The organism is Dokdonella fugitiva, from assembly GCF_004342425.1.
Lineage (GTDB): Bacteria > Pseudomonadota > Gammaproteobacteria > Xanthomonadales > Rhodanobacteraceae > Dokdonella_A > Dokdonella_A fugitiva.
On record NZ_SLWQ01000001.1, the window covers coordinates 582,724 to 595,303 of the forward strand.

The window sequence follows — 12,580 nt, forward strand, 5'->3', positions numbered from 1 at the left end:
ATTCCGAAGGGCCGCCTCGCGCGGCCCTTCGCATTCCGGGGAATGGCTGCTCGCTGCCTGCAGCCGCCATCGCCGCAGTGGAACCGCTCCGGCTCCGGTGGCCGCGACGCTCAGCCCTGCAGCGAAGCGAGCAGGCTCGGGAACATCGCCATCGCGAACACGATCGCCGCGATCGGCAGGCCGAGCAGCAGGATGTTGATGAGCCATCCGTACCACGGCATCGGCGGCCGCGCCGCCGGCATCGGCCGGCCCGGCTGCACGTCGCGGAACACGACGAGGGTCGCGGCCATGAGGTCGTGCAAGGCCTGCTTGCGCTCGGTGAATCCGGCCATGAGGAAGCCGACGTAGAAGATCGCGCCGGAAACGATCTTGCCGAAATAACGCCCCGTCGCGCGACCGAAGCCGATGCGCTGGCCGAGTTCGTCGACGACCTTGAGGTCGAACGCGAGCTTGCCCGGCGTCGCCTGCATCGCGCTGCATTCGAACAGCGCGAAATACAGCCACTGGCCGAGGAACGCGAGCGCGGTGAACAGCAGTATCGAGCCGATCAGCGCCGGCAATGCCGCCGTCGGATCGCGCGCGCCGGTGAGGCTGCCGACCGCACCGAGCCCGATCACGACCTGCAACGCGCCCATCACGAGGCCGATCAGCAGGCCGTCGACGAGCGCGGCCGCGACCCGGCGCCAGAAACCCGCATGGATCGTTTCGCCCGCGGGCAAGCGCTGTGGCGCGTCCGCGGTCGGTGTCGCGACCGCAGCGAGGTTGTGGCCGTGGTCGGCCTTCGAGGTCGGCCGGTGCGCGCGCGTGGTGTCGCGCGAGGTGAACGCATTCGCCTCGAATTCGGCCGCCGGCGGATCGGCCGGTGCAGCGGGGGCCGGCGTCGCAAGTTCCGCGTAGGGTCGCCATGCCGACGAACCGACCTCGGCGACCGACAGGCGCGCCGGCCACAGGCCGCGCTCGATGCGGTCGTCGACGAATACGCGCGGCATCGGCCCGCGCGGCGTGTTGGCGAGCACGACGAACAGGTTCGGGCGGCCATCCGGCGCGCAGACTTCGGCTTCGGCGCCCAGCGCGGCGATCCCCGCCTGCAAGGTCTGCAACTTGCCCAGGTCGTCGCCCTGCTTGATCGCGAGCGGCGCACGCGCGACCAGCTGCGTGCGCAACTTGTCGAGGTCCATGCGGAAATACGCCGCGAGCGCGGGCCAGACGGCTTCTTCGGCATGGCCCGGCAGGACGTCGCCGGTGAGGACCAGCGCATAGGTGCTGTCTTCCATCGAATCCCTCGCTTGCTGCACGAGCGCTCATCGTCCACGGACGACCGCGCCGGGCCCCAGTCTAAGGCCGTTCGAGGATCGCCGTGACACCCATGCCGCCGGCGGTGCAGATCGAGATGAGGCCTCGGCCGCGCCCCTTCTGCTCGAGCAGCTTGGCGAGCGTGGCGACGATGCGTGCGCCGGTCGCGGCGAACGGATGGCCGGCGGCGAGGCTCGAACCATTCACGTTCAGCTTGGCCGGATCGATCGAACCCAGCGGCCGGTCGAGGCCGAGGCGGTCGCGGCAGTAGTCGGGCGATTCCCATGCGCGCAGCGTGCACAGTACCTGCGCGGCGAACGCCTCGTGGATCTCGTAGAAGTCGAAGTCCTGCAGGCCGAGGCCCGCCGCGGCGAGCATGCGCGGCACGGCGATCGTCGGCGCCATCAGCAGGCCTTCGCCGCGCACGAAGTCGACCGCCGCGACCTGCGCATGGGTGAGGTAGGCCTGCACCGGCAGGCCGCGCGCGGCAGCCCATTCGTCACTGGCGATGAGGACGGCCGCGCTGCCGTCGGACAGCGCGGTCGAATTGCCGGCGGTCAGCGTGCCGTGGCCGGAGGTCTTGTCGAACGCCGGCTTGAGCGCGGCGAGCTTCTCCAGCGACGTGTCCGGGCGCAGGATGTTGTCGCGCTCGACGCCGCGGAACGGCACGACGAGGTCCTTGAAGAAGCCGCGTTCGTAGGCGGCCGCGAGCTTCTGGTGGCTGGCGAGCGTGAGGCGGTCCTGCTCCTCGCGGCCGATGTTCCACTCGCGCGCCATGAGCTCGCAGTGTTCGCCCATCGACTTGCCCGTGCGCGGCTCGGCCACCCCGGGAAACGACGGCTTGAGGTCGCCGAACGAGAAGCCCTTGAAGGCGACCTTCGCCTTGTCGGCCGGCGTCTTCGCCCGATTGACCGCGAGCAGGCGCTGCTGCAGCGCACGCGAATAGACGATCGGCACGTCGCTGGTGGTATCGGCGCCGCCGGCGATGCCCGCCTCGATCTGCCCGCTCGCGATCTTCTGCGCGATCAGGATCGCGTTGTCGAGCGAGGTGCCGCACGCGCGCGCGGTGGTGAGCCCCGGCGTGGTCGGCGCGAGCCCGGACGAAAGGGTCGCTTCGCGCGCGAGGTTCCAGTCCGACGCGTGCTTGATCACCGAACCATAGGCGACCTCCCCGAGTTCGACGCCGTGCAGGCCGAAGCGTTCGACCAGCGCGCCGAGCGTCTTGACCGCCATGCCGAAGTTGCCGACTTCGGCATACGCCGTGTTGTTGCGGCAGAACGGGATGCGGACACCTCCGATGATGCCTGCGCGCCCCATGGGGGAATTCATGCCAAAAACCCTGTCGCCGGTTCCGAAGGGGCTAGCCTAACCCCTGCATCCACATTTGAGAACGTGCCCGTCGCGGTGCACCGCGGCGCATCCTGCAGCCAGTCGCGCCATTCGCGCCAGAACATCCATGCCGCCGGCTGCGCGCGAACCAGCCGCTCGAGGTCGGCCGCCAACGCCGCCAGCGCCGGCCCGATCGGCTCGGGCGCGCGCGGCGCGCCGATCACCAGGCGACGCCGGCCGGTCGTGAAATCGATCTCGACCCAGCACGGGACGATCGGCACCCCGGCGTCGGCGGCCAGTCGCAGCAGGCCGTCGGGCAGGCTGGCCTCCCGGCCGAGCAGCGGGACCGCATGCTGGCCACGCGGCGCGAGACGCGGCGGCACGTCGACGAGGCCGACCACCGACGTGCCGCGCGCGAGCGTGTCGAGCAGGACCTCGCGCACGCCCGGACGGCATACGACGGGCTCGCCGCCGAGCCGTTCGACTTCGGCCAGCCGGACGCGGCCGTAGCGCCCCAGCAGCGGCCGCGCGCGGAAGGCGTCGGCGTCGAAGCGACCGGAGAGGAAACGGTTGCGATGGCCGGCCTGGCGCAGCGAACGGCAGATGCACAAGCCGGTACCGTAGTGGAACGTGAGTACGACGAACGGGCCCTGCCGCGGCCAGGCGCCATCGATCTCGAACGCATCCGGCCACCAGTCGAGCCCGTGCCGGCGCGACAGGTGCAGGTCCGCGATGTCGAGCAGCCAGGTCAGGCGCACGTTTCGCTCGAAGCTGGCAGCGTCGCCGACCGGCACGAACTCGGCCGCTATCGCCGCCGCAGCCACGGCATCGGCATACAACCCGGGTCGCGCGGCGAGACGTCGCCAGAGCCCCCACGCGCGCGGCCACGGCAATCGGCCCGGCAGCGCGGGCACGAGGGACAGTTGCCACGCGTCGTGCAATGCGTGCCGCAGCATCGGCCACCACGGTCTCACCGCTCGTCCCGCCCGCGCGCGGCCTCGCGCTCGTAGAGCCGGTATGCGGTCTCGTGCATGCCGATCGCGGCGTAGGTTGCCAGCGCGCGCACGTTGTCGCGCTCGACGTACAGGCGCAGGCCGACCACGCCCGGCGTCGCCGCCGCACGCCGCGCGACCTCGCCGTGCAGCGTGCGGAACACGCCGCCGCGCCGCGCCGAGGGCAGCACGTAGACGCTCTGCAGCCACCACCAGTCGCCGTCGCGCCAGTCGCTCCACTCGCGCGTGACGAGCAGGCAGCCGAGCGCCTCGCCAGCGCGCTCGGCGACCAGGTAGAAGCCGCGCGCGGGCGACTCGAGCACGGCGGCGACGCCGCGCTCGAGCACCTCGCGCGAGAGCGCCTTGCCCTCGGTCTCGCGCGCCATCGCGAGGTTGGCTTCGACGATGAACGCGAGGTCGGATGCCACCGCGTCGCGCACGCGCGGCGCGCCGAGGGTGCCGGTATTCATCGCTTGCGGTTCCACGCCGACACGTACAGCTCCCCCACCGCGAGGTCGACGAACGAATACGACTGCAGTTCCGCCGTGTAATCGACGCGGTCGTGCGTGCGCAGCGCGACGCGCCACGGCTCGAACCCGAGTTCGCGCAGCTCGCGCTCGAACCCGCCGACGGTGATCGGATTGAGCTCGGTGAACCATTGCCAGTACTGCGCGGGCGTGGCCACGTCGCCGCTGCGATCCATGCGGTCCGGCTCGCCGGCGAGCACGCGCTCGCGCAGCCATTCGCGTGAACGCTTGAGGTGCACGTACGGCTCCTCGCGAGCGAACGGGAATTCGCCGAGATGGTTGCCGACGTCGGAATAGAACAGGCCCGGATGCGCCATCAGCAGGCCGCCGGGACGCAGCACGCGACGGATCTCGCGCAGGGCCTGCGCGTAGCCGCCGACGATGTGTTCCAGCGAGCCCCACGAGATCACGACGTCGAAGCGGTCGTCCTCGAACGGGATTTCGTTCGCGCTCGCGGGCAGGAAGCGCAGCGACGGGGGCACGACCGATGCCGGCAGCGCGGTGCCGGCGAGCACTTCGCCGAGCCGTTCGTAACCGCGGAACGGATCGATGCCGACGAGCTCCTGCGGACGCCAGCGCAGCGCGATGCCGAGGTCGGTGATGCCGTCACCGCAGCCGACGTCGAGGATGCGCCCGCGCAGCAGCGGCGAATCGCCGAGCAGGTAGCTCGCGGTCGTGCGCGCGGCATGGTCGAAGTGCTTGAAGAACCAGTCGCCACCGCCACGCCGCCAGGACAGGCGGTCGAGCGGGACCGTGCCGGGCAGGCTGCGCAGCTGCCAGGCCAGCGTCGCCGACGGATCCGCGGCGGCGGCGTCCACCTCGAACGCGATGCGCGCCGCGCCCGACTTCACCCGTGCGCCGGCGTCGCGATGCCAGAGGGCTACGTGCGCGTCGTAGCGTCCCGCCGGCAGCGGCATGCGCGGCGCGAGGGCGTGCACCTCGTAATGGCCGCGCGGCAGCCAGCTCACGTCCCAGCCTGCGGCCGCAAGCTGCGCCTTCAGGCGCGGCGAGCCGGTCGACGCGTCCTCGATGTCGAGCGACACGTCGACGTCGAACGCCACGTCGGCATCGACCTCGAAGCGGATCGTGAACGCGATCGGCGCGTCGGCCGTCGGCGCCGTCAGCGCCGCGTGGATCAGGGCAAGCTCGGGCATGCGCAATCGCAACCGGGAAACCCGCGCATGGTAGCAGGCGGCTCAGCGCGACCGGCGGCGCGAGCTGCCGAGCTTGCGCGTCATCGTATTGCGCCCGACCCCGAGCGCACGCGCCGCGTTCTGCCGGTGGCCACCATGCGCGGCCAGTGCCGCGTCGATCAGCACGCGCTCGAGCACCGCGTTCGCCTCGCGTCGCAGGTCGGTCGCGCCCTCGGCCAGGCGTGCCTCGACCCAGTGCCGCAGCGCCGCTTCCCAGCCGGCAGGGCCGGTGGCTGGCGCCTGGTCGAGGATCGCGGGCGGCAAGTCGCCGACGCCGACTTCGCGCCCGGGCGCGAGCACGGCCAGGCGACGACACAGGTTCTCGAGCTGGCGCACGTTGCCCGGCCAGGCGTAGGCGCGCAGCGCGCCGAGCGCGGCCGGCGTGAAGTGCTTCGGCTCGCCGCCGGCGAGCGCGACCGCGCGCGCGAGGAAATGCTCGGCGAGCAACGGCACGTCGTCGGCACGCGCGCGCAGCGGCGGCACTTCGAGGCGGACGACGTCGAGCCGATGCAACAGGTCGGCACGGAACTCGCCACGCGCGACCTTCGCGTCGAGATCCTGGTGGGTGGCGGCGAGCACGCGCACGTCGGCGCGGATCAGCTCGCGGCCACCGACGCGGTAGAACTCGCCCGCGGCGAGCACGCGCAGCAGGCGCGTCTGCAGCGCGAGCGGCATGTCGCCGATTTCGTCGAGGAACAGGGTGCCGCGCTCGGCCTGTTCGAAACGGCCCGCATGGCGCCGCGTGGCGCCGGTGAACGCGCCCGCCTCGTGGCCGAACAGCTCCGATTCGAGCAGTTCGCTCGGGATCGCCGCGGTATTGAGCGCGACGAACGGTTGCGCCGCGCGCGCGCTCTCGCGATGCAGCGCGCGTGCGACGAGCTCCTTGCCGGTGCCCGTTTCGCCGGTCACCAGCGCGCCGAGCCCGCTCGCCGCGACGCGGCCGATGGCGCGGAACAGTTCGCGCATCGCCGCGCTGCGGCCGATCAGTTCGTGCTCGGCGTAGTCGGCGACGAGCGGCGCCGTGCTGGCGACGGGGTGCTGCGCGAGCGCGCGCCGCGCGGACGCGACCGCCTGGTCGAGGTCGAACGGCTTGGGCAGGTAGTCGAACGCCCCGAGCCGGTAGGCCGACGCGGTGGTCGCCACGTCGGTGAATGCACTCATGACGATCACCGGCAGGCGCGGCCACTGGGCGAGGATGCGCTCGAGCAGCTTGAGGCCACTCGCGCCGGTCATGCGCACGTCGGTGAACAGCAGGTCCGGGCTCGCCTCGTCGAAGGCGGCGAATACCGCTTCCGCGTCGCCGAATTCGCGCGCATCGAAGCCGGCCTCGCGCAGCGCCGCCGCGAGCACGAGGCGCACGGCGCGGTCGTCGTCGACGATCCAGGCAAGGGGTGCGGTCATGGCAACCACGCGCTCATTCGCTCACCGGCAGCAGCAGGCTGAACACGGTCGACCCGGGCCGGCTCGCGTGGCCGAGGTCGCCGCCGTGCTCGCGCGCGATCTCGCGCGCGAGCGCGAGGCCGAGCCCGCTGCCGTCGGGCCGACCGGAAACGAGCGGTTCGTAAAGCGTGTCCGCGAGCGCGGCCGGCACCCCGCAGCCGTCGTCGACGACGTCGATGCGCGCGGCGAGGCGCGCGACGCGCTCGCCGATGCGCACGGCATGCTCGGCGCGCGTGCGCAGCACGAGTTCGCGCGCGCCGGCTTCGAGCGCGTTGCGCACGAGGTTGAGCAATGCCTGCAGCAGGCGGTCGGCGTCGACGCGCACGGCCGGCAGGCTCGGGTCGTAGTCGCGGCGAAGGCGCAGCGGCGCGTCGGCGCCCGCGGTCGCCAGCGCGGCGACGCGCTCGACGATCTCGTGCACGTTGGCGAGCGCGAGGCGCGGCTTCGCGCCCGCATGCAACAGGCGCCCGGACAGCGCCGCGAGGCGATCGACTTCGGCGACGATCAGTCCGGCGAGTTCGCGCTCGTCGGCATCGAGGCGGCGATGCAGCAGTTGCGCCGCGCCACGCATGCCCGCGAGCGGCCCGCGCACCTCGTGGGCGAAGCCGCGCAGGGATTCGGACAGCCGCGTCGCCGTCGCCGGTTCCGCTGCCACCGGCAGCACTTCGAGCAGGAGCACCTGCGCATCGAGCGGCGTCAACGCGAGGTCGGCACCGCGATCGCCGATCGCGGTGCGCACGCGCGCCTCGCGCAGCCAGACGCGCCGCTGTTCGACGAACGCGCGCTCGGCCGCATCGCTGAGGCGCGGCGGTCGCGCATCGAGCAGGGCCAGCTGCTCGCCGCGCCACGCGCGTGCGACGGCGCCGCCGAACCAGTCGCGCAAGGCGGGATTGGCGGCGAGCAGGACGTGCCCGCGCGCGATCAGCGCCATCGGCGTCGCCGAATGCTCGGAGAGTGGCCAGGCAGCCGGCGCAGGCACCGTGATAGCGGGCTCGGGAAACATTGCACCATTGTAGTGCATCGCCTCGGCAGCGCCAGGCTGAATCGAAGCCACACTGAAAATCGCGTTATTCACTCGATGGTTAGCACGGTCGACCTACCGTCGTTCGCACGACCCGCCGGGATCGTCGCGCCGCTTGCATGGCGCGCCATCGAAAGGAGGTACCCCATGAATACGCAGACTTTCCGTATGTCGACCCTCGCGCTCGCGACGCTGCTGAGTTTCGGCGGCGCCAGCCTTGCCGCCGCGGCCGAAGCGGCGGCGGCCCCGAACAACAACGAGACCGCGAACAAGTCCGACCAGCCGATCACGGACACCTGGATCACCACCAAGGTGAAGTCGGAACTGGCCACCACCGACGGCGTGAAGAGCATGGACATCGACGTCAAGACGGTCGACGGCAATGTCACCCTGACCGGCGTGCTCGCCAACGACGTCGCGGTGCAGAAGGCCGTTGCGGCCGCCAAGAGCGTGAAGGGCGTGAAGAACGTCGACTCGAGCGGCCTCAAGTCGCACAACTGACGCTCGCGCACGGATTCCAGTGACCAACGGAGATACGCAATGAACGAAGACAGGATCAAGGGCCAGTGGAAGCAGCTCGCCGGCAAGCTCAAGGCGAAATGGGGCAAGCTGACCGACGACGACCTGCAGGTCGCCGAAGGCAACAGCGAGTACCTCGCCGGCCGCATCCAGGAACGCTACGGCATCGCCAGGGACGAGGCGGAGCGGCAGATCCGCGAGTTCGATCGCACGCTGTAAGCACACCCCGCAGGGACCGACGCAGGGAAGCATGAAGGAGGGCGGCGCTCGCGTCGCCCTCCTTTTGTTGGCACAGCCAGCGCACCGGTAGGGGTGCGCCGGTCCCGGCTTTCACCGGGGGCGCACTGGTTGCGTACCGCGGCACGCCGAGAGCGCCGACAGCACGCGCGCTGCTTGCTCTTCTGGCGCACCCGCGCGGCATCACCGCGCGGGGCGCTTTTTCGCGGCGCAGCGGCTCAGATCGCGTAGTACATCTGGTACTCGAGCGGATGCGTCGCCGCACGGAAGCGCGTGACCTCCTGCATCTTGAGTTCGATGTACGCGTCGATGAGGTCGTCGCTGAATACGCCGCCGGCCTTGAGGAAGCCGCGATCCTTGTCGAGTGCCTCGAGCGCCATGTCGAGCGAGTGGCACACCGTCGGGATGTTCTTCTCTTCCTCCGGCGGCAGGTCGTACAGGTCCTTGTCGGCCGGCGCGCCCGGGTCGATCTTGTTGAGGATCCCGTCGAGGCCGGCCATCATCAGGGCGGTGAACGTGAGGTAGCCCGACTGCATCGGATCGGGGAAGCGCACCTCGATGCGGCGAGCCTTCGGGCTGTGCACGAACGGGATGCGGCAGCTCGCCGAGCGGTTGCGCGCCGAGTAGGCGAGCATCACCGGCGCCTCGAAATGCGGCACGAGGCGCTTGTAGCTGTTGGTGGTCGCATTGGCGAACGCATTGATCGCGCGCGCGTGCTTGAAGATGCCGCCGATGTAATACAGCGCGGTCTGCGACAGGCCGCCGTAAAGGTCGCCCGCGAACAGGTTCTGGCCGCCCTTGGACAGCGACTGGTGGACGTGCATGCCCGATCCGTTGTCACCGACGATCGGCTTGGGCATGAAGGTAACGGTCTTGCCGTTCTGGTGCGCGACGTTCTTGATGACGTACTTCATCGCCATCAGCTCGTCGGCCTTGCGCACGAGCGTGTTGAAGCGCGTGCCGATCTCGCACTGGCCCGCGGTGGCCACTTCGTGGTGGTGCACCTCGACCGTCATGCCGATCTGCTCGAGCACCTTGCACATCTCGCTGCGCAGGTCCTGGAGCGAATCGGCCGGCGGCACCGGGAAGTAACCGCCCTTCACGCCCGGCCGGTAGCCGCTGTTGGCGCCATCAAGCTTGGCCGACGACGACCAGTGGCCTTCCTCCGATTCGATCTCGAAGAAGGTCTTGTGCATGTCGTTCTGCCAGCGCACGCCGTCGAACACGAAGAACTCGGGTTCGGGGCCGAAGAACGCGGTGTCGGCGATGCCGGTCGACTTGAGGAACGCCTCGGCGCGCTTGGCGACCGAACGCGGGTCGCGCGAGTACGCCTGCATCGTGCTCGGCTCCAGCACGTCGCACTGCAGGACCAGCGTCTTGTCGGCCATGAACGGGTCGATGAACGCCGCGTCGGCGTCGGGCAGCAGCACCATGTCCGACTCGTTGATGCCCTTCCAGCCGGCGATCGACGAGCCGTCGAACATCTTGCCGTCCTCGAACAGCGCTTCGTCGACCGAATGCGCGGGGAAGGTCACGTGGTGCTGCTTGCCGAGCATGTCGGCGAAGCGCAGGTCGACGAACTCGACCTCGTGATCCTTGATCATCTTGAGCACGTTCTGGGCAGGCATGGCGAAGCCTCGGCAAGGAAAGGGACGGCCAGTTACAGCAACGGTCGTGCCAACGGGCTGGACGCTGCCCTGACGGGCGTTTCCCGCCCAAGGAGACCCACTTTCGCACCACGGTGGTGCATATTGCGCCCGTGTTCGCGCCATGGTGGAGCATCGCGCACGCCGTACAATCCGCGCTTCCTACCCTGCCCGGCCGTCCCTTGAGCGACTTCGTCAGCCCCTTCCTGCTCGGCCTCATCGAAGGCATCACCGAGTTCCTGCCGATCTCCAGCACCGGACACCTGCTCGTCGCCGAGCACTGGCTCGGCGCGCGCTCGGACCTGTTCAACGTGGTGATCCAGGCCGGCGCGATCCTCGCCGTCGTGCTGATCTATCGGGAGCGCCTCTGGCGCCTCGCCCGCGGCCTCGGGGACCCGGTGCAGCGCGACTACGTGCTCAAGCTCGGCGCCGCGTTCCTCATCACCGCGGCGCTCGGTTTCGCCGCGACGCAACTCGGCTTCAAGTTGCCCGAGTCGGTCGCGCCCGTCGCCTGGGCGCTCGTGCTCGGCGGCGTCTGGATGCTTGCCGCGGAGTGGCTCGCGGCGCGCCGGCCCGAGCGCAGCACGATCACCTGGACCGTCGCGATCCTCGTCGGCCTCGCCCAGGTCGTCGCCGGCGTGTTCCCGGGCACGTCGCGTTCGGCAGCGACGATTTTCGTCGCGATGCTCGCCGGTACCGGTAACCGTGCCGCCGCGACCGAATTCGCCTTCCTCGTCGGCATTCCGACGATGTTCGCGGCGAGCGGCTACGAACTCCTGAAGACACTGAAGGCCGGCGGCGAAGTGCACGAGGACTGGGGTGCGCTCGCGCTCGCCTTCGTCGTCTCCGCGGTCACCGCGTTCGTCGCCGTGCGCTGGCTGCTTGGCTACATCCGCACGCACCGCTTCACGCCGTTCGCGGTCTACCGCATCGCGCTCGGCCTCACGCTGCTCTTCATGGCGTGAAGCCGCACGCGAGGAGCGGCGCGGACGCCGTCAGCCGGAAGTTGCTCTCCACGACATCGTTCTCGAAGAACTACGGCGGCGCTTCGCCTCAAAGCCCCGCGGCGCGGTTGAAGTCGCCGATGCCGCTGATCAGCGCGGTGATCGCCTCGCGCTCGATCTCGTCGAGATGCGGATTCCACGCGTCGAGCAGCATCACGACGCGGGTGGCGTCGCTGCGGTTCCAGGCCTCGTGCTCGAACGTGTCGTCGAAGCTGAAGCAGCGGCCCTCCTGCCAGCGCAGCACCTGCCCGGCGACGGCCAGCGCGAGGTCGCCCTCGGGCACCACCAGCGGCAGGTGCGTGACGACGCGCGTGTTGGTCACGCCGTGGTGCGGCAGGATGTGCGAGCCCGCGGTGAGCACGGAGAAGCACACTTCCGGCGAATGCTCGCGGATGCGGCACAGCGGCAGCGTTTCCAGGATCGCGGTGGTGCGCGGGCAGCGGGCGGCGTTGGCATCGTTGCGCACGCCGTGGCGGAAGAAGAAGAACGCGTCCCAGACCGGCTTGTCGCGCTCGTTGCGCAGGTGCGCGGCGAGCGGCGAGGTATCGTCGAAATGGCCGAGGAACGGCTCGAAGCCGCCATCGGCGGCGTAAACGGCGCGCATCTCCTCGCCGATTACCTCGGTCTGCGCCTCGAGCGCTTCGTACCAGGGGAACAGTTCGCGCGCGAACACCGGGGTCGGCGGCAGGTCGGGCACGTAGAAGAACTTCGGCCGCTGGCGCGGATCGGGAAAGTCCGGCGCAAGCTCGCCGAGGTAGATGGCCAGGCCACGGCCCACGCGAGCGAGCGCGGCATCGCCATGGCGTTCGCGCAACGGGGTCAGCAGCGCGGCGAACAGCATGCGCCGTCCGGCCGCGACCGCGCGCATCGCATGCTTGACCAGCGGGCGCAGCGGCGCGTCGGTGGTCGCATCGCTGAGCCACAGACCCAGTTCCTGCGCATGATTGATCGCGCCGAAGTAGGCCGGCAGCGCCTGCCCGAGGCGACCACGCGCCTCGAGCACCTCTCCCAGTCGCAGGCGGGCGACGTAGGACCGCGGCGCGATGCGCACGGCTTCGGCGAGGGCCGCCTGCGCTTCCTCGAGGCGACCGCGTTCGCGGTGCAGGACGCCGAGGTTGGTGAGCGTCGTCGTGTCGGCGGGATGCTCGGCCTGCGCGCGGCCGAGCAGCTCGAGGGCCGCGTCGGCCTGGCCGCGCCCGTGCGCGCAGATCGCGAGGAAATTCAGCGCATCGGCGTCGTCGGGCTGATCGCGCAGCAGCTCGCCGAACGCGCGCTCGGCTTCGGCGACGCGCCCCTGCGCGACCAGTGCGAGCGCAGCGGCGCGCCGTTCGTCGGCGGCCGTGGATGCCGGAGTCGTGTTCATGTGTCGTGCCCTGCGC

The 12,580-nt window shown here is 70.5% G+C and carries 12 protein-coding genes; 3 read left to right on the top strand and 9 right to left on the bottom strand.

The genetic code is table 11. The features are described 5' to 3' along the window. Positions 1-110 precede the first annotated feature (110 nt). The 7 genes from EV148_RS02480 to EV148_RS02510 form a co-directional block, all read right to left on the bottom strand. Complete coding sequence (locus EV148_RS02480; protein ID WP_131992924.1) at positions 111-1,274, bottom strand: RDD family protein; 1,164 nt, start codon at positions 1,272-1,274, stop codon at positions 111-113. Positions 1,275-1,335: 61 nt separating this feature from the next. After that, complete coding sequence (locus tag EV148_RS02485; RefSeq protein WP_131992927.1) at positions 1,336-2,622, bottom strand: acetyl-CoA C-acetyltransferase; 1,287 nt, start codon at positions 2,620-2,622, stop codon at positions 1,336-1,338. Then, positions 2,619-3,578 carry a lysophospholipid acyltransferase family protein gene (locus EV148_RS02490; protein WP_131992930.1) on the bottom strand — a complete coding sequence of 320 codons (960 nt, stop codon included), beginning with the start codon at positions 3,576-3,578 and terminating at the stop codon, positions 2,619-2,621. The genes EV148_RS02485 and EV148_RS02490 overlap by 4 nt, the downstream gene beginning before the upstream one ends. A 14-nt stretch (positions 3,579-3,592) precedes the next feature. Continuing rightward, on the bottom strand, positions 3,593-4,084 hold the full coding sequence (locus EV148_RS02495) for a GNAT family N-acetyltransferase (RefSeq protein WP_131992933.1): 492 nt from the start codon (positions 4,082-4,084) through the stop codon (positions 3,593-3,595). After that, on the bottom strand, positions 4,081-5,295 hold the full coding sequence (locus EV148_RS02500) for a class I SAM-dependent methyltransferase (protein WP_131992936.1): 1,215 nt from the start codon (positions 5,293-5,295) through the stop codon (positions 4,081-4,083). Before EV148_RS02500 ends, EV148_RS02495 begins: the two co-directional genes overlap by 4 nt. Positions 5,296-5,337: 42 nt before the next feature. Next, positions 5,338-6,735, bottom strand: coding sequence for a nitrogen regulation protein NR(I) (gene ntrC / locus EV148_RS02505; protein ID WP_131992939.1), 1,398 nt, complete (start codon positions 6,733-6,735; stop codon positions 5,338-5,340). 13 nt (positions 6,736-6,748) lie between these two features. Further along, on the bottom strand, positions 6,749-7,777 hold the full coding sequence (locus EV148_RS02510; protein ID WP_241987950.1) for a two-component system sensor histidine kinase NtrB: 1,029 nt from the start codon (positions 7,775-7,777) through the stop codon (positions 6,749-6,751). A gap of 165 nt (positions 7,778-7,942) precedes the next feature. Here EV148_RS02510 and EV148_RS02515 point away from each other — a divergent pair, with 165 nt between their 5' ends. Together EV148_RS02515 and EV148_RS02520 are read left to right on the top strand one after the other, a co-directional pair. Further along, positions 7,943-8,296, top strand: coding sequence for a BON domain-containing protein (locus EV148_RS02515; RefSeq protein WP_131992942.1), 354 nt, complete (start codon positions 7,943-7,945; stop codon positions 8,294-8,296). Between the two features lie 39 nt (positions 8,297-8,335). Further along, positions 8,336-8,533, top strand: a complete 198-nt coding sequence (locus tag EV148_RS02520; protein WP_131992945.1) for a CsbD family protein — start codon at positions 8,336-8,338, stop codon at positions 8,531-8,533. Positions 8,534-8,769: 236 nt separating this feature from the next. Here EV148_RS02520 and glnA read toward each other — a convergent pair whose 3' ends face one another. Further along, entirely contained in the window at positions 8,770-10,179 is a 1,410-nt protein-coding gene (gene glnA, locus EV148_RS02525; RefSeq protein WP_131992948.1) for a type I glutamate--ammonia ligase, read from the bottom strand. A 200-nt stretch (positions 10,180-10,379) separates the two neighbouring features. Here glnA and EV148_RS02530 point away from each other — a divergent pair, with 200 nt between their 5' ends. Beyond that, positions 10,380-11,162: an undecaprenyl-diphosphate phosphatase gene (locus EV148_RS02530; RefSeq protein ID WP_131992951.1), complete on the top strand. Its 783-nt coding sequence runs from the start codon at positions 10,380-10,382 to the stop codon at positions 11,160-11,162. Between the two features lie 88 nt (positions 11,163-11,250). On the opposite strand, the gene EV148_RS02535 is transcribed toward EV148_RS02530, so the two are convergent. Beyond that, on the bottom strand, positions 11,251-12,564 hold the full coding sequence (locus EV148_RS02535) for an aspartyl/asparaginyl beta-hydroxylase domain-containing protein (protein ID WP_131992954.1): 1,314 nt from the start codon (positions 12,562-12,564) through the stop codon (positions 11,251-11,253). Positions 12,565-12,580 lie beyond the last annotated feature (16 nt).

What these genes read in the sequence shown, in the direction of transcription:
- EV148_RS02520 (WP_131992945.1), top strand. Translation starts at nt 8,336, where the DNA reads ATGAACGAAGACAGGATCAAGGGCCAGTGGAAGCAGCTCGCCGGCAAG.
- EV148_RS02500 (WP_131992936.1), bottom strand. Translation starts at nt 5,295, where the DNA reads ATGCCCGAGCTTGCCCTGATCCACGCGGCGCTGACGGCGCCGACGGCC.
- EV148_RS02510 (WP_241987950.1), bottom strand. Translation starts at nt 7,777, where the DNA reads ATGTTTCCCGAGCCCGCTATCACGGTGCCTGCGCCGGCTGCCTGGCCA.
- EV148_RS02480 (WP_131992924.1), bottom strand. Translation starts at nt 1,274, where the DNA reads ATGGAAGACAGCACCTATGCGCTGGTCCTCACCGGCGACGTCCTGCCG.
- EV148_RS02490 (WP_131992930.1), bottom strand. Translation starts at nt 3,578, where the DNA reads ATGCTGCGGCACGCATTGCACGACGCGTGGCAACTGTCCCTCGTGCCC.
- glnA (WP_131992948.1), bottom strand. Translation starts at nt 10,179, where the DNA reads ATGCCTGCCCAGAACGTGCTCAAGATGATCAAGGATCACGAGGTCGAG.
- EV148_RS02485 (WP_131992927.1), bottom strand. Translation starts at nt 2,622, where the DNA reads ATGAATTCCCCCATGGGGCGCGCAGGCATCATCGGAGGTGTCCGCATC.
- EV148_RS02515 (WP_131992942.1), top strand. Translation starts at nt 7,943, where the DNA reads ATGAATACGCAGACTTTCCGTATGTCGACCCTCGCGCTCGCGACGCTG.
- ntrC (WP_131992939.1), bottom strand. Translation starts at nt 6,735, where the DNA reads ATGACCGCACCCCTTGCCTGGATCGTCGACGACGACCGCGCCGTGCGC.
- EV148_RS02535 (WP_131992954.1), bottom strand. Translation starts at nt 12,564, where the DNA reads ATGAACACGACTCCGGCATCCACGGCCGCCGACGAACGGCGCGCCGCT.
- EV148_RS02495 (WP_131992933.1), bottom strand. Translation starts at nt 4,084, where the DNA reads ATGAATACCGGCACCCTCGGCGCGCCGCGCGTGCGCGACGCGGTGGCA.